The 15,694-nt window shown below is 61.7% G+C and carries 14 protein-coding genes; 6 read left to right on the top strand and 8 right to left on the bottom strand.

The window, feature by feature from the left end:
* Positions 1–12 precede the first annotated feature (12 nt).
* On the bottom strand, positions 13–621 hold the full coding sequence (locus FJW10_RS28170) for a GNAT family N-acetyltransferase (protein WP_246674388.1): 609 nt from the start codon (positions 619–621) through the stop codon (positions 13–15).
* Positions 622–1,154: 533 nt separating this feature from the next.
* Here FJW10_RS28170 and FJW10_RS28165 point away from each other — a divergent pair.
* Positions 1,155–1,421, top strand: coding sequence for a hypothetical protein (locus FJW10_RS28165; RefSeq protein WP_140836669.1), 267 nt, complete (start codon positions 1,155–1,157; stop codon positions 1,419–1,421).
* A gap of 658 nt (positions 1,422–2,079) precedes the next feature.
* On the opposite strand, the gene FJW10_RS28160 is transcribed toward FJW10_RS28165, so the two are convergent.
* The 4 genes from FJW10_RS28160 to FJW10_RS28145 form a co-directional block, all read right to left on the bottom strand.
* Complete coding sequence (locus tag FJW10_RS28160) at positions 2,080–5,067, bottom strand: autotransporter domain-containing protein (RefSeq protein ID WP_246674387.1); 2,988 nt, start codon at positions 5,065–5,067, stop codon at positions 2,080–2,082.
* A 176-nt stretch (positions 5,068–5,243) separates the two neighbouring features.
* A complete protein-coding gene (locus tag FJW10_RS28155; RefSeq protein WP_246674386.1) occupies positions 5,244–6,287 on the bottom strand; it encodes a DUF1194 domain-containing protein in 1,044 nt (347 codons plus the stop codon).
* Between the two features lie 35 nt (positions 6,288–6,322).
* A complete protein-coding gene (locus FJW10_RS28150; protein WP_140902498.1) occupies positions 6,323–6,964 on the bottom strand; it encodes a hypothetical protein in 642 nt (213 codons plus the stop codon).
* 94 nt (positions 6,965–7,058) lie between these two features.
* Positions 7,059–8,012 (bottom strand): DMT family transporter, encoded by a 954-nt coding sequence (locus FJW10_RS28145; protein ID WP_140902497.1) that lies wholly within the window; start codon positions 8,010–8,012, stop codon positions 7,059–7,061.
* A 220-nt stretch (positions 8,013–8,232) separates the two neighbouring features.
* On the opposite strand from FJW10_RS28145, the gene FJW10_RS28140 reads away from it, so the two are divergent.
* The 3 genes from FJW10_RS28140 (at position 8,233) to FJW10_RS28130 (ending at position 12,369) form a co-directional block, all read left to right on the top strand.
* Positions 8,233–10,218: a BTAD domain-containing putative transcriptional regulator gene (locus FJW10_RS28140; protein WP_140902496.1), complete on the top strand. Its 1,986-nt coding sequence runs from the start codon at positions 8,233–8,235 to the stop codon at positions 10,216–10,218.
* Between the two features lie 630 nt (positions 10,219–10,848).
* Positions 10,849–11,376, top strand: a complete 528-nt coding sequence (locus tag FJW10_RS28135; protein ID WP_210239830.1) for a TetR/AcrR family transcriptional regulator — start codon at positions 10,849–10,851, stop codon at positions 11,374–11,376.
* Between the two features lie 51 nt (positions 11,377–11,427).
* Positions 11,428–12,369: an SDR family NAD(P)-dependent oxidoreductase gene (locus FJW10_RS28130; RefSeq protein ID WP_140902494.1), complete on the top strand. Its 942-nt coding sequence runs from the start codon at positions 11,428–11,430 to the stop codon at positions 12,367–12,369.
* Between the two features lie 426 nt (positions 12,370–12,795).
* Here FJW10_RS28130 and FJW10_RS28120 read toward each other — a convergent pair whose 3' ends face one another.
* Positions 12,796–13,032 (bottom strand): helix-turn-helix transcriptional regulator, encoded by a 237-nt coding sequence (locus FJW10_RS28120; protein WP_281405145.1) that lies wholly within the window; start codon positions 13,030–13,032, stop codon positions 12,796–12,798.
* Between the two features lie 98 nt (positions 13,033–13,130).
* On the opposite strand from FJW10_RS28120, the gene FJW10_RS28115 reads away from it, so the two are divergent.
* Positions 13,131–13,682 (top strand): hypothetical protein, encoded by a 552-nt coding sequence (locus tag FJW10_RS28115; protein WP_140902493.1) that lies wholly within the window; start codon positions 13,131–13,133, stop codon positions 13,680–13,682.
* On the opposite strand, the gene FJW10_RS28110 is transcribed toward FJW10_RS28115, so the two are convergent.
* A complete protein-coding gene (locus tag FJW10_RS28110; RefSeq protein WP_140902492.1) occupies positions 13,679–13,915 on the bottom strand; it encodes a helix-turn-helix domain-containing protein in 237 nt (78 codons plus the stop codon). The two genes, FJW10_RS28115 and FJW10_RS28110, sit on opposite strands and share 4 nt — an antisense overlap.
* 162 nt (positions 13,916–14,077) lie before the next feature.
* Between FJW10_RS28110 and FJW10_RS28105 the strand changes: the two genes are divergently transcribed.
* Positions 14,078–14,587 carry a helix-turn-helix transcriptional regulator gene (locus tag FJW10_RS28105; protein WP_181177690.1) on the top strand — a complete coding sequence of 170 codons (510 nt, stop codon included), beginning with the start codon at positions 14,078–14,080 and terminating at the stop codon, positions 14,585–14,587.
* 15 nt (positions 14,588–14,602) lie between these two features.
* On the opposite strand, the gene FJW10_RS28100 is transcribed toward FJW10_RS28105, so the two are convergent.
* Positions 14,603–15,694: CapA family protein (locus FJW10_RS28100; RefSeq protein WP_140902490.1), on the bottom strand; the 1,092-nt coding region annotated here is incomplete at its 5' end.

Here is a 15,694-nt window from a genome sequence, read left to right as displayed (position 1 = left end):
GGGCGCTGCCTTTTAATCACCAATAGGCGTAAGCATTTCGCCTTCGGGCAAGTTTCTCCCTGTCGTTGAATCAGCGGAGAGTGGCAAATCCGCATGGGCCTTTGGAATGGAAGAATTAATCGGCCTATCCATAAAGACATCGGTATGTCTTATGTGTTCAGGGGTGTCACGAAATCTAGAGCACGGGCGAAAACCAAATTCCTCATAAATCGCGACTGCGTGGGTCATATATGGCGTGGTGTGGATCAGGACGCGGCGCCGCGACCCTTGAGCGATTTCTGTCAATGCCGACTGCATTAGTTGTCGGCCAATCCCCAACCCTCGGAAACTAGCGTCCACATAGAAGTGTTGCATCTCGCCGCATAACTCGTCGAAGCTACCGAATGCCAACGAGCCGGCAGGAACATGCTCCCATCGAGCGATCAAAAATTTCGCGTCGGCAGAGTTATTGAATTTCTCAACCAGGGACACGCGGTTCTCATGGTGAAACAGAGCTAAGACGTCCGACGAAGCAACACCGTATCTTGGCGCAACCTTTGCATCCCATTGACCAAGCCTTGTACAGAGTCCCTCTGCCGCCTCGAAATCTGCTTGGCTTTGCGCCACGGAGATCGATAACACGCGATTGAACTCCTTCCTTGTTGGCGGCGGATGGACCGGACAACAAACAGTTCGCCGGAGATCGGTTTCTTCAAACACTGTCACGCATCTCGAATGTGTCCCTTGCACTCGATTGTTGTACGTTGTGCGCCCAACTCAGCAATCAATATCCTAACCTTCGCCGTCCTGCCTGATAGCCAGTGGTCGAACCTGGCCAGACCGTTTGGAGACAGATTGCCCCGGTCTGGTGCTGCCGTCCTGAAAAGGAAGTGAAAGAGTACTGAAAATTCGCGGGCGTGCAGGATCTTCTGCAACGGTCATGCCTAGGAAAGGGACCTGCGACGCGACGAAGCACTGGTTCTCGGTCGCCCATAGATCGAACTGGCCTCAACCCAAGCGGACCGATTTGACGGCGCGTCCTACCGTTTGCCCGTTTCCTGCCAAGACACGGCTAAAATTTCAGCCAGATTTCATGGAAATTTCCTGGAACAGTCCGGACATTTCGTCAGCCGAATGCGAGCCTTGTGCACACCTCGGTACGAGCGGAGGCAGCAATGGCAATCCCGGCGATGAAAGCGATCCATGCTATATTTCGTATTCTGAAACGATTGATCGCTAAGAACAAAAACCATGAACCGGAGATAGAGAACCGCATAGAGAACGAAGAGTTTTTGCGGGTGCTTGCTACGCTATGCGATGAGCAACTGATCGATGTTGGCATCTGCCGCCAGCCACGTCCCAGGATTTATCTGCCCCGCTACCCCCATTCTGTGGCGCTACCCAAGTCCGATTATTATCGCCGGGAACCGCCAAGACACTAATCGTTGTCGTTGGTCTGCGATCAGCATTAGATAGCTCAGACCATTCAGTTTGAACGATTGAGACGGTTGCCGCAAGGGGTGTGGGTCGGCCCGGGGGTAATGCTGCGGCTGGGATCCGCAGCATTTCGCTGGTGGATCGGCGCTATGTCAACATATTTTGCTGCAACGGGCCAGGCAGACCGATGCGGAAGGCTAGTCGGTATTTGCCGCGAACTGTTTCGCGAAACCGACAAGCGCCGACACGGTGCCTCGCAAATCTCGCCCGCTTGGTGGGAACACTTCGCTGATCTGACCCGTTGTGCGCCCGTTGGGGAAGTTCGCTTGCCTCGGTGGTGCCGGTCGGACTACAGTCCAGTTTTGCTGCACTGCCCGCCTTGATCGACAGACCAGCACATGCGTTGGCGATGACCTTTGGTTTCTTTTCGTGCGCAATGGCGACACTTGACGCGGCAAGGATTATTGCGGCGCAAAGAATAGCAGTATTCATTGCAACTCACTTTTTAGTGAAAGCTAAAGTTAACGTCACGTTAACAAACTGTCAACGCGGGGTGTCCTCACGACAACAAAGTCGACCGCCAGTGTCCCTCCGGCGCGAAAGCTCTGTTCAGAAATGTTCCATCAACCGGGGCGCCTTTTGACTTTGCCGACCCCGGAGACATCAGAATTTCATGCTGAAGTCCGCCCGAACCGACTGGTCGGAGACACCGGATGCGAACTGTCCGTGGTAGGACACGCCGACCGTGGCGCTGGGGGTGACGGCGAAATCGAGCCCCGCCTCGACCACGGCCGCATCGCGCGCGATCGGGACGCCGGCGACGGAAAATGGCGTGCCGCCCGCGAAGGCCATGGTGGAGAGCGGCGTGACGTCGCCGAAGGTGTGCCGCCAGCCGATCGTTCCCTTCGCGGTGGCGCTGACGGCGCCCAGCATGAAGCCGCTCGACGCGCGCAAGCCGAGCATCGTCAAGGTCGCGTCCGTCGTCGCGGCGGCGCTGGTGAGTGCCGCCGCGCCGCCCTTTTCGGTAAAGCCATCGGTGTGCAGGTTCACATAGGCGAGGTTGGCGAAGGGTTCGAAGCCGATGCCGCCCGCGCGCATGCCATAGCCGAGCTCACCGAACAGCTGCGCCGTGCCGGCGTTGTAGTCGCCCGTCAGGCTGTCGGTGAAGCCCGAGAAGGCAACCGTCCGGTCCGTCGAGATGTTGTGCCAAGTGTAGGCAGCGCCGGTGCGGAAGGCGAGATTGCCCCACTGCGTGCCGCCGTAGAGACCGAGATGGTAATTGTCGCTGGTGCCAGAGGAATCGCGATCCCTCACATTGAAATCGGTGCGGCTGTAGCCTGCGACCGCGCCTAGGCGCCAGGTGTCGAAGACGAGCCCGTCGCCGCCGACGAAGAAGCCGCCGGTCGAGCGCTTGAGCCGCGCCGCGTTGCCGTCGCCGTCGGTATGTCCCCACGAGCCGAAGCCGCTGCCCCAGACCGCGAAGCGGTCGGTGGTGGCGGGCGCGAGCATGGGTTCGCCGTCGGCGTAGCCCATGACCGGGATATTCACCGCGCCGACCGCATCGAAGGCGGCGCGCAGGCGATCGTTGACCGCATCGCGGACGAAGCGGCTGTCCTCGACAAGCGCGGTCTTCGCCGAGGCGTGCACCTCGCCCGAGAGCTGGTCGAGGGCCGAGCGGACGGACAACGCGTCGAGCTGCGCAATGGCGGCGACGAGCGAACTTGACGGCGGTGCGCTGTCCAGGCCGCCGCCGGTCGCAATCTGGTTCGGAGTCAGGCCGACCGAAGCGAAGGTCACGCTGCTGCGGCTCACATCCAGATAGACAGCGTTCGGGTCGTAGCTCAGATCCAAGGACAGGAAGGGCGTGGAAAACGGCGATGACCGAGTTAGGCCAGCGAAGGTGCCCGACACACCGCTGGCGGCGGTCAGGATCGTGTAGTGGCTGCCGAGCGCGTAGACGCCAGGCGCATTCAGGACCTGGACGGTGCCGCCGTTGATGGTGGCCGTGCCGGTCGCATTGACCCGGTCGCCCTGTCCCAGCGCGTTCACCTCGACTTCATAGATCGAGCCGGCACTGAAGGTGATGTTCCCCGCGACGTTTAGCGTGCCGATCGAGTTGCCTGGCGCGATGGTGCCCGCGACGGTCGTGTTGCCGACAGTGCCGGTGCCCTGCAGGCGACCGGCGGCCTGAACGTCGAGCGTGCCGCCAAGCACGCCGTTGACGGCGAGCGTGCCGCCCTCGACGGTGGTCGCGCCGGTGAAGCCATTGGAGTTGCCGGTGAGATTGGTGAACCCGGCGATCTGGCGGACGGTTCCGTCGCCGCTAAGGTTCGTAGCGAAACTATAGTTCGCCCCCGTGTGGTTGAACACCAGCGTGCCGGAACCTTGGAAAAACTGCAAATCGGCGGCTGCGAGGATACCGGGCGCCGTTGCGGCATCACCGATGCCGGAGCCGATGTTGATGGTTCCGGTCGAGGCGGCTGCCGAAGCAACAAGGACAGACCCGGCGCTCACCATGCCGCCGTTCTGGATCGTCAGCGAGCCCGTGCCGAAAGCGCCGACATAGAGATCGCCGGAATTAGTCCACGACGAGTTGGCGCCGTCGACCGTGACGGCGCCGGTCGAGCCGGAATTGGCGCTGGAATTGGCGCCGATATAGCCGTAGGTGTTGCTGACCGTGCCGCCGTTCTTGACCGTCAGCGTGCCGGCGCCGGAATAGCCGACAAAGAGAGCGGTGGAATTGGTCCAGGACGAGCCCGGGCCATCGACCGTGACAGTGCCGGTCGAGCCGGATTCGGCGCCGATATAGCCGACGGAGTTGCTGACCTTGCCGCCGCTCGAGACCGTCAGCGTGCCTTTGCCGTAAACGCCGACAAAGAGACTGCTGGAACTGCTCCAGGACGAGCCGGCGCCATCGACCGTCACAGTGCCGACCGAGCCGAACCCGTAGCCGATATAGCCGGCGGCGCTGCTGACCCCGCCACCGTTCGTGACCGTCAGCGCGCCGGCGCCGGAAACGCCGACAGTGAGATTGCCGGAATTGGTCCACGACGAGTCGGCGCCTTCGACCGTCACGGCGCCGGTCGAGCCGGAAAAGTAGCCGATCGCACTTTGGACGTCGCTAACGGCGCCGCCGTTCTTGACCGTCAGCGTGCCGGCGCCGGAATAGCCGACATAGAGATTGACGGAACTGGTCCAGGACGAGCCGACGCCATCGACCGTCACGGCGCCGATCGAGTCGGAATTGCCGCCGATAGAGCCGACGGAGTTGCTGACCTTGCCGCCGTTTTGGATCGCCAGCGTGCCGTCGCCGGAATAGCCGACATAGAGATCGCCGGAATTGGTCCAGGACGAGCCGGCGCCGTCCACCGTCGCGGTTCCCTTCGAGACGGGCCCGTAGCCGATAATGCCGAAGGTGTTGGTGACCGTGCCCCCGTTCTGGATCGTCAGCGTGCCGATGCCGGAATAGCCGACAGAGAGGCCTGCCGCCTGGGCGCCGGCTGAACCGATGACCGGCGCGTTGGGAGACACCGTGTCGATATGGACTGCGTCGGCGCCGGTTGGGACGCCTCCCGACCAGTTGCCGGCGGTGAACCAGTCGGCTGAGGCGCTGCCGTTCCAATCGTCAGCGAACGACGGCGAAACGGCCATCGGCGCCAATCCAAACCCGGCTATCGATGTAGTGGCAAGAAGGACGCGGCTGAAGCGACGCGCATCGCGCGCCGTCCCGCGCGCAAGTTGAAACAACCCAATCAAATTTCCGTCCCCTCGATTCGACGACATCAGTCGTTCCCCATTTTAGTTACTGTTGATATGCCGTTGGATCGTCAATCCAAGTGCGTCCGTCGCGTCTGGCCCCCAGGCTTCGGGAAGACGGGTTCCGAGGCCGCCACGGCCGAGCCGAAAGTCCATGGGAGCAAGGGTGCGAAGGAGAGGCCCGCCTGTTGATTTCCGGTCTCCCCAGGCTCTTTTGCGACTGGACGCCGAACGCTATCCGCGACGGGAACGGCGAGGTTCAGGCTGACTTCGAGAACCAGCTTCCGGCGAAGCGCCGCGACATAGTCGGCCGGCTCCTTCGGCGATATGACGAAGGCTTGGTAGCCGCCGATGACGGATTGCTCGAAATAGGATGCCAGCGACTGTTCGGCGCTGCCTTCTTGCGCGGGAATGGCGATCGCGTTGATGGTATATCCCCTGCCAAGTGCGTTCAGCCGGCTTGGCTCGACGGGAAGCCCATCATTGTTTTCGCCGTTGGCGGAGATATCGATGACTCTCTTGGCCGCATTCCCAGGAAACTGATCGAGGAGAAGAGCGCCGATGTCGATTGCCGAGGAGACGGAGGTTCCGCGACGGCCCGCGCGGCTGTAGCCAGTATAGCCTTGGGTTCTGATGACCGTCGCGGCCGCTTTGGCGTCTTCGGGCCCGCAGATTGTCGTCCAGGGCAAGACGGTGCGCGAATGCCCCGGACTCGACCATTCGAAATAGGTCACGCCGATGCAACCGAAATAGTTCCGGCCGATGGCGGCGATGATCTCCGGCGAGGTGAGTGCTGCGGCATGTCCCTCGCGCTGCAGGTCGGCGGTCTTCGGATCGATTGAAGACGAGAAGTCGACCGCGAAAGCGACGGCGACATCGACATCCGCGGCATGTGCTTCCAGACCCCAGCACAGCGAAGCCGCAAGGACACCGGCATGGGTCAGGGTGGCCAGAGCCGGTAGCGAGCCGGTTCGCTTTGACAGCCCAATGCCCTTCCTGCCCGTCGGCTGTGGAAGGTTGCCTACGGACACTGTTTGCATGTCCACGGGACAGCAATCCGCTACGGGCAATGGATCGTCATCCTGATGTGCGCTTCCGGACATGTCATTCTCCATTTCAGACGTTGGTCATTCTCTTGAGCTGACCGCCTTCAACATGTGGAAATCTGATCGCTGGACTTGGTCCCGATGCCGAACAGCAGCAGATCGGCCTTGGCCCACAAGAAGTAGCAACCGAGCAGGGTCAGGGGCATGACGGGCGTCGCGAGCGACCCGCCCACCCAGGCATCCGGCAAGGCCGAGCCGAGGGCGAGGGTTGTCGTCAGCATTGCCGGCAAGCGACTGGCGAGGACAGCGCCGCGGAACGGATCGGGCCAGGACGCCGGCCAGACCAGAACTGGCGTGCCCGGAAGATGCAAGGCGCTGCCGAACTTGCCCACCGCATGCAGCAGCCCGGAGGTCGCCGCAAGCAGCGGATCGCCGAGGAGCAATAGGGAGATGCCAAGTCCAACCGCGCCAATGCCCGACAGGAAGTCGCCCAGCCGATTGAGATTGACGTCTGGCGCATCCGGCCTCGCCCAAGCCCGGTGGTACGCCTCGCCACCGCAGAAGAAGATCAGCGTCGTCAATGTCAGCGCGACAGCACTGCCGCTGCCGGCGAAAAACTCAATCGTTCGCGCCGTGATCGCGTTTCCCCAGTGCGAACTGGCCGGCGCGGTGGCGATCTGGACCGCAATACCGGTAACAAGGCCGAGCGCGTTGCCGCTGTTGTAATAGCCGCCGGGTCCCCGCATGCGGGCGCGAAGCGCAGACGCCAATCGCGCAGGCGGAGGAAGGCTTGCCCACGCTGTCATCGCGGCAATTCCCTGGTTCCGGCGCCGAAAAGGATCATGATATGTCCCTTTGATCTGAATTGACGGATGGGTGCGCACTGGCAGCGACCGCAGCGCCGAAGGGGTGAATTGGTCCGGCCCCGAAGGGTGTGCCCGCCGTTCGGTTCGACATCGCGACGGATAGGATCGCAACAAGGATGATCGCCGCGCCCAATGCGCCCAATGGCGAGTTCCGCTCGCCGAGAAAGATTGCAGCGCCCAGTGCCCCGAAGACGCTTTCGGCACTGACGATCACGGCCACGTGGCTGGCCGGGGTAAAGCGCTGGGTGACGATCTGTATGCCGAAAGCGACCGCAGTGGAAAACACGCCGAGAATCCCCAGTTCGGGGCCGGCTGCCAATGCGGCGCCGAGCGACAGGTTGCCTTGCATTACCCCGAGCGGCAGGGCGAAGGCGGCGGCGAGGAGGAACTGCGCCGCCGCGGCGGTGAATGGACGCCCATGGGCCTGCATGTGCCGGCCAAGTTCCACCGTCCAAAGCGCATAGCAGGCAGCCGACAGGATGGCGGTGAGATCGCCGCCGCTGAGACTGGCAACCCCGCCCGACAGAAGCATAGCGCCGACCACTGTCAGCCCGGCGGCGAATATGAGGCTCGCCGTCGGGCGCTCGCCTATGAGCAGCCAGGCGGCGAGGGGCGTCATCACCGTTGCCGTGCTTATCATGAAGCTTGCATTCGTGACGGTGGCGCCGAGATAGCAGAGCTGCTGCAGCGTGACGGAAACGGCAAACAGCACTCCAATCCTCACCAGGCTAGAAAAATGCGCCGGCCCGGCAGGCAGTCGCCTTTCGGTCAAAACAAAGGGCAGCACGAGCAACCCGCCGATCAGGCAGCGCAAGCCGACGGCACTGAGAGCATCGAGGTGGGCAAGCACCGTCTTTTGCGCGACATTGCCGAAGCCCCACAGGGCAGCTGCAAGCAGCAGCAGTAGATTGGCCTTGAGCAGTGACATCCGCCGCACCCCTTCGGACCACTGCATTTTGCACAGTGGTCCCGACGTATTGGGGGCCGCAGCGGTTCGATCCGCCACCACCGGTGTGTCAGCCCAGCCGCCCCTATTAAGCGAATCCTAATTGATCCACCGTCACGACTGCGTTTGCGCGCTTGGCTCCGCTGTTTGCGAAGCGTTAGTTTTGAGTTAGGGTTTCGTCAGATGGGAAGCTATTAAGCAAATGCAAGGTGATAAAAGCGTCGCTGCAAGTAAGATTTTACTCTTCGGTGGCTTCCGCCTTGAAAAGGAACCTGTCGGTCGAATCCGGCTGACCGGAAAGCGAGGTGCCGCAATCATTGCCTATCTGACCCGGTGTCCAGATATGGCGGTACCGAGGGAAAGGCTGGCCGACCTCCTGTGGGGCGAAAGCGACAGCGAACACTCGCGCAACAGCCTGCGGCAGACCCTCAGCGTCCTGCGTCGGGATCTGTCACGAGCGGGTGTCGATCTCATCCATTCCGGCAGGGAGGTGATCGGCCTAAGGGCGGACGCGGTGCGAGTTGACGTCGAGGAGTTTGAATCCGGGCGCTCCGCCCGTTCAGCACAAGATCTCGAAACGGCGTTGGCGCACTACACCGCACCGTTTCTCGACGGGTTTTATCTCGGCAGCAACGCCTTCGACGATTGGGCGACATCGGAACGCGACAGGCTGCAGAGCCGAGCGCTCGAGTCCTTCGAAAAACTGGCCCGTCTCGTCGACGAGGACACCGGGTTGGCCCTCGCCGACCGGGTTCTGGCAATGGAGCCGACCAGGGAGGCTTCCTACCGGCTGAAGATGGAACTGCTTGCTGCCTGCGGCCAACGAGACAGGGCCATGCGGACATACGAGGCATGCAGAGGTGTTTTGAAGAAGGAGTTCGGCGTCGACGTCAGCCCTGAGACTCGGGCATTTTGGCAATCCTTGCTGTCGGGGGCCGATACGGGGTCAACTCTGCAGTCGGCGAACGGCGTTTCGGCCAGCCAGCGCCCCGGACGTCCCTCCATCAGCGTCGCCGACTTCGTCAATCTGACGGGCAGGCGGGGCGATGACTTTTTCGCCAGGGGGCTTGTCCAGGATATCACGACGGCGCTTTCCGAGGTGGCCGACTACGTCGTGCTCTCCGGCATCCCGCCTGGGGAGAAGAACGGCTCTGGCGAAGAAGCCAAAACGCCTGCGGTGCATCGGGCACGGTACACGCTGAGCGGCAGCGTCCAGAGGTCCGGCGAGGGACTGAGAGTCAACATCCAACTTGTGGATGCAGTCACCGGTCAAAACGTTTGGGCACAGAAGTTCGACGGCCACTCCGAGAACGCTCTCGAATTCCAGGACAGGATCGCAAAATCGGTGGTTCTGGCCGTGATCCTTGAACTTCAGCTGACCAACTGGAAAGTTCGCGACAAGAGCCCACCCGGCCCCCCTGAAGTGCGCAGGTTGGTGAACGAAGCTCTGATGAAGTATTTCGAGATGACCCGCGACTCGCTGTTGGTCGGCATAGAGCTTGCCGAGAAGGCTGTTGCGCTGGGCCCCGATAACGCCCGCGCGCAACGGACGCTCTCGATCGTAATCACCATGGGAATAGCGTTTGGCGCGATGCCTCGGAAACCGGGGCAGATCGAGTATGCGCTTGCGCTTGCGGAAGCCGCTGTAAGGGCGGTGCCGGATGATGAAATCGCCAGATGCATCCTGTCATTCGCTCTGGAAAGTTCCGGTCGTATCGATGATGCGATAGCCGAATGCCGGCATGCGATCAGCGTCAACCCAAGCTACCCCAGCGGCCACGGTGACATAGCGATGCTCTTTGCCTTGCGCGGAGAGGTCCGTGAAGCGCAACATGAGGCCAACGAGGCGATCCGGCTTGGAACGCATGACGTCATCGACTTCTGGCGTCACCTCAGTCTGGTTGTGGCGTTGTTCGCCGACGGAAAGGATCGGCAGGCTCTGGAAGTGGCCCGAAAGGTGGTCAGGATAAAGCCTGGCTTCGTTCGCGGTGCGCTCTACTGGGCCGCAACGGCGGCGGCAACAGGAAGCAGCGAAGAAGCCTCTCGCGCCATCCATCATTGCCTGTCACAGCTTCCACATCTCAACCTCGACAACGTCTGTCCGGGCTTTCTGCCACGCTACGTAAAGGATCACCATCACGCCCGATTCATGGAGATGTTATCGAAAGCCGGCCTTCCAGGTTTCTAACGCCACTGCACGCGGCGGGTTCTAGTGACTTGCGCCCCAGCTTGCGCTCGAGCAGACGATGGTAAACGCCCGTCGCCTCGTAGACGATGCGCTCGGGTGTGAGTGGTGCCAGCCAGCCCACCAGTTGTCCAGGCCGGCGGCGTCGTTGGCGCCTGCCGGTCGATGCCGTCCGGCAGCAGGTGGACGTCGAGCTGATCTTTCGAGATGTCGACCCCGACGGTATATGCTATAGTTTTAGCCATATTTTCCGTGTCCTGTGCTTGTCCTGCCGCAGCCGGCTTGACGCCGCGCGCTGTGAGGGAGCCTCATATTGGTACGTCCGTCGGCTCGTGCCCAGAACCTCGGACATAGTTTTGGCTTCAAGCTGAACCCAGGCGGCGGCGTATAATCAGGTCCCAGCGGGTACTTGCGATTCCGGCATCTAACTGTGCGCTGTCTCGCCTTCATAAGCCGGTGCGCAAAAAAGTAGCCTGTCTAAGCGTCGACATCGCCGAGCTCTTCGACGTGAGGAAGGCCCGCATATCTTCACAGGTACGCATTGACTGACTAGGCGCTCTCTTATATACCTAGTGAGCGGGTAGGGACAGCAGCATGGCCAGACCAAGAAGCGACGAGAGACGGAGCGCGATCATGTCGGCGGCGATCCGCGTCATCGCCTCCGAGGGACTGGGCGCGGCGACAGCGACGATCGCCAAGGAGGCTGAAGTCTCCAACGGCTCCCTGTTCACCTATTTTGACACAAAAGCCGACTTGTTCAATCAGCTCTACATAGAGCTAAAAACTGAGATGGCTTCGGCCGCCCTGGACGGGCTCCCGACTGAGTGCGATATCCGCGAACAGTTGCTCCGCACATGGACCAATTGGTTGCGATGGGCGACGTCCTGCCCCGAGAAGCGCCGGACGCTGGCGCATCTCGACGTATCGGATGAGATCACCTCGGAGAGCCATCAGACCGCGAGCCGGACGGGGGCTGGCATCGCAATGCTTCTTGAGCGGAGCCGTGCGAACGGGCCAATGCGCGATGTGCCGCTCGGGTTCGTTGCCGCTCTGATGGGCGCTCTGGCGGAAGCGACGATCGACTTCATCATCCGTGACCCGGCCAACGCCGACAAACATGGCAAGGCCGGGTTCGAAGCGCTCTGGCGAATCGTCGCCTAAATTTTTTGGCCCATAAAAGACTGACTAGACAGACATCAAACGGAGACAACTATGCCGAAAACGGCTTTGCAGAATGCATCAGGCGGCAAGGCGTACATCATCACCGGCCCGACCTCCGGCATAGGTCGCCTCGCGGCACTCGAACTGGCAGATTGCGGTACGGTCGTTCTGGTCGGCCGCGACCGCAATAAGCTCGACGAAGTACAAAAGATCATCGGGCAGAAAGGGCAGCACGCGGTGTCGGTCGTGTGCGACCTGTCGGATATTTCCAGCGTACGACGTGCGGCTGCAGAGATCATAGCGCTCGATCTTCCGATTGCCGGTCTGCTCAACAACGCGGGTATCATGCCGGTGCACGCGACGAGGAACGCGCTGGGCTGGGACATGACATTCGCGACGAACCATCTTGGCCCGTTTGCATTCACGGAGGCTCTTGTGCCGCACCTCCCCGACGGAGCTAACGTTTTCTTCGTCGCTTCCGGCGTGGAAGACCCCGAACGGAAGCCTGCCGTGTCTGCGGGTTTTCGCGGCGGTCGCTATGTCTCGGCGGAATCGAGCGCGCGCGGTGAGTGGAAGCCTGGCGGCTCCGCGAAGCCGGGCTTTGACGCCTATGCGACGTCCAAGCAGTGCACACTCGCCACAGTCATAGTGTTCGCCCGCGAGACCCCACGGCTGCACTTCAATGCCGTCGAGCCGGGCTTCAATCCGACCACCGGCCTCGGGCGTGACGCCAGCGCCACTGTGCGCTTCTTCGTGGCATGCATCGCTCCGCTGCTGGTGCCGCTTCTTATGCCCTTCATGAAATTCTTGAGCACCCCGAAGCGGGCCGCGCGGATGATCGCGAAAGTCCTGGTCGATACATCCGGTCAGACCGGCGTCTACTACGACGAGAGCGGCCACCCGATGCTCGGCTCCACGCTCGTGCGAGACCCGAAATTCCAAGATCGCGTCGTCGCGGAGACGCGCGCCTTGCTGGCAACTGTTCCAGCATAGGCGGAGAAGATGTGATTTTGTTCTTCCGAGCAGGATCGCCTCATGACTGATCTGGCCAGCATGCCGAATCGCGGTGCCGGCAGCGCACGCGCCTGGCGCTCGTCACCGGTGCATCCTCCGGCATCGGTCGGATCTTCGGCCGACGGTTCGGCGCCGACGAGAGGCTTGCGGGCAATGCTGCAGCGCTGATGGGCTGAGGCCAGGTGCCTCGTCAATCTCTATGCGATTGCGACCTGTATGGTCGCGCTCGCGCCGTACATAGATCACGTCAACATCTACGCTACCTACTGGTATCTGGAGGCAACCGCCGACCTCGTGCGCGACATCGCCGTGACCAGATCCTTCCTCTAGTGAGTGATGCCGCCAAATCGCCGATGGCGATATGCCTTCGCTGCCGTTCTCCACCGGTCGACGCCAGCTGCGTGCTTATCGACGTGACAAGCGTAAGCCAGCGCCACCACCATTCTCTGGAATAAATTCTATGCCAGCGGCTTCGAATGCTTCGCGGATTGCAATTAGATTGTTGCGATGGGGGACGCGCAATCCGCGTTCGAAGTCCACAACGGTGGCACGCGAAACACCTGCAGCGTCAGCAAGTTCAGCCTGGCTCCAGCCGAGCATTGCCCGTGCGCCTCTGCATTGCTCGACGGAAATTTGGTTCATCAAAAAAATCAGACTTTTTGTTTGACTTCTAGGCAAAAGTCAGCTTTAATGACTGATATAAGGCAAATTGGCTGACCTAATGGGCAGGGACTCGGATCGTGACTGATTCCGACAATACCACGACTTTGCAGCCCGTCACCGACACAACCTCACCTGTTCGAACGCTAAACTCAAACCGACGTGCATCGGCGTGCCGAACAGAGCAGTACACCGATCCCGCCCTGCCGATTTGGCTCAGATGGCAGCACGCGCAAAAGCGGACCGAGCGGCTCTGCCGTCAGCAGCAGCGGCTGGAGCGGAAACTGATCGAAATGGTTGGACCTCCTTGCGCGACGGCTCAATCGTTTGACGGCGAGATGGCGGAAGCTGATTTTGTGGCTTATCAGGCTCGCTGGGATGCCGCCGATGGCCAGCTTGGATACTCGGCCACATTGCAGGCAGAAGTCGAGGCTGCGGAGCGTGCTGCGGATTTGCTCGAGATGCTGTCCCGGACCCCGGCCACGTCCCTTGCGGGAGTGGCGGCCAAGCTCGATGCGGTCCTGAGGGAAGGGCAGCCTTCTGAGGACGATCCTGAGTTTCCGTGGCCGCAGATCCGTTCTGTATTGGAGGACATTGTCAGGATTGGCCAGCAGACGGGGCTGTGCACTTAAGCCTGAGGATCGAGGAGGCGAACACCCTCACCCTTTTGGCCGACGGGCAAGAACTCGATGCCGGCCCTGGTCAGGGCTGCTTCGATGGCCTGCATCGTGCTGATCCGGGAATCGACCTTGCCGTTCTCCAACCGGGCCAGCGCGTTGAGCGAGACGATCGCCTTGTCGGCAAGCTCCTGCTGCGACCAACCAAGCAAAGCCCGCGCGGCTCGAATCTGTCGTGGACTGACCATGCGTCCACAATCGGTAGGCACATGGTCTTTGCCACCTATAGGGTTATTTTGAGCCTCATAAGGTATATTAAGTGGCTGAATGGCCTGCTTGCCGAGAGTGGCCTTTGAGTGTGGCGGTAGAGCTCCTCTCGGCGGAAATCTTTGGAGCGTCGGAAGGCATTGTTGAAACCCCAACGTCCAGTCCTGCTTCGGACAACGCGCAAGCCAACGGTCGAGAGCGACCCTCATCCCGCCGATCGGCATGTCGGCAGGCAGATTGCGACGGTTCGCGTCCAGTCGGACGTCTCACAGGGCCAGCTCGCCCGGGCCATTGGCATCAGTTTCCAGCAGCTCCAGAAATACGAGAACGCGCGCAATCGCGTCAGCGCCTCGATGCTCTACGAGATCGCCACCTCGCTTGGCGTTCCCGTCAGCCGGCTCTTCGAAGGACTGCCCGGAAACGACGAGAGCCGCGAACGTGCGCGGCCCTTGCCGGTCGATGAGCGGCTGGAGTTCATCGCCAGCGCCGAGGGGAGGCACCTGATCGAGGGGCTGATGAACCTTCCCCCGCGCGTTCGCGGTCGCGTCTCTTCGCTGATCGCGGCGTTGGGGGAGGAGTTGGCGTTGCTCGACAAGAAGGACGATGACGAGGCCGCGGGCGAGACTGCGCAAGGCGATCGCAGGGTATCGTGACGCCGGCTGTCCCCGTCAGGCGAATTTTCTGGCGGCAGGGATGTCGATGCGGCCGCGGGCCGGGTGTATGTCGATCTCGACGCCGAATGCCCGCGAGCGCCGGGCGAATCCCTCGAGGATTTCCCGCGCGGCGGCTCCCGTGGCGGCGAGCGGTACCAGCCTTCCTGTCGCCGATCCGGGAGAATGAGGCGCTGTGCCGATCGTAACGGGCAGAAGATCTATTTCCGTGAGGCTTTTGCCCGCATCATAGCGGCAGGCGGCGACGATGCTTTGCCAGACCTCCGGCGGATTCCACTCCGTCTCGTCGGCGTGTACGTGGAAGAGGAAGTTGCCCAGGCCATAGAAGATCCCCGAGCCGTTGTAGATTTCCATCGCCTGCAGAACCGGAGCGCCGTGGCTGACGAAGAGGCTGGCGCCTGCGTCGATGCAGGTCCGGGCGAAGCTTCGCACCCAGCGCGGCACGTCCTGCCAGCCCGGCTCCCAATGATGGTGATGCAGGTAGGCGATCACGAAATCGCCTTGCGCTGCCGCGCGCCGGATGGTCGACAAATGGGCGTCCGCACTCTCCGGATCGATCTCGATGAGCCGACCGAAGTCGGCGGCTTGCGTGAACACGGTGCCGTAGAAATTGATCTCCTTGCCGGCCGTCACCTCCAACGGATCCTCCGGCTGCGCGTAGTTGGTGAGCTCGAAGGCCGAGCACTGCAGATGTTCGCCAAGCCTTGCCAGTCTGCGCAGATGCCCGTCCGGCACCCCGATCTTGCGAACGGTCTTGAGCCTGTTTACGCCCGGGCGGGCAGGGCGGAACGCGGTGCGGTCCTCGGCATACATGCTCGCGGGGCCGGGCCCCGCATCGAACGCAAGAAGCGCGACCTCTCGCCCGCCCAGCCGCTGGCGGCCCGGTTTGCTGGCACTGGCCTCGTCGGTGCCGATGCCGGCATGGAGGAAGCCGCGGCGGTTCACTTCCTCAAGCGTCGAAAGAATGCCGCCGGCGCCGAGATCGAAAGCGTGGTTGTTGGCAAGCGCGAGTGCGTCGTAACCATCGCCTCCGAAGGCGCCTCGCCGCCCTGGGACGGCACGGACGACAAGGGCGAGCTTTATGGCTAT

The organism is Mesorhizobium sp. B4-1-1, from assembly GCF_006439375.1.
GTDB lineage: Bacteria > Pseudomonadota > Alphaproteobacteria > Rhizobiales > Rhizobiaceae > Mesorhizobium.
The sequence above is the reverse complement of the archived record's forward strand: the minus strand, read 5'-3'. Positions and strand labels throughout refer to the sequence as shown.

Excerpts from the sequence above, each read along its gene's own strand:
- FJW10_RS28165 (WP_140836669.1), top strand. The coding sequence starts at position 1,155 with ATGGCAATCCCGGCGATGAAAGCGATCCATGCTATATTTCGTATTCTG.
- FJW10_RS28160 (WP_246674387.1), bottom strand. The coding sequence starts at position 5,067 with ATGGCCGTTTCGCCGTCGTTCGCTGACGATTGGAACGGCAGCGCCTCA.
- FJW10_RS28155 (WP_246674386.1), bottom strand. The coding sequence starts at position 6,287 with ATGGAGAATGACATGTCCGGAAGCGCACATCAGGATGACGATCCATTG.
- FJW10_RS28150 (WP_140902498.1), bottom strand. The coding sequence starts at position 6,964 with ATGCGGGGACCCGGCGGCTATTACAACAGCGGCAACGCGCTCGGCCTT.
- FJW10_RS28145 (WP_140902497.1), bottom strand. The coding sequence starts at position 8,012 with ATGTCACTGCTCAAGGCCAATCTACTGCTGCTGCTTGCAGCTGCCCTG.
- FJW10_RS28140 (WP_140902496.1), top strand. The coding sequence starts at position 8,233 with ATGCAAGGTGATAAAAGCGTCGCTGCAAGTAAGATTTTACTCTTCGGT.
- FJW10_RS28135 (WP_210239830.1), top strand. The coding sequence starts at position 10,849 with ATGTCGGCGGCGATCCGCGTCATCGCCTCCGAGGGACTGGGCGCGGCG.
- FJW10_RS28130 (WP_140902494.1), top strand. The coding sequence starts at position 11,428 with ATGCCGAAAACGGCTTTGCAGAATGCATCAGGCGGCAAGGCGTACATC.
- FJW10_RS28120 (WP_281405145.1), bottom strand. The coding sequence starts at position 13,032 with ATGAACCAAATTTCCGTCGAGCAATGCAGAGGCGCACGGGCAATGCTC.
- FJW10_RS28110 (WP_140902492.1), bottom strand. The coding sequence starts at position 13,915 with ATGGTCAGTCCACGACAGATTCGAGCCGCGCGGGCTTTGCTTGGTTGG.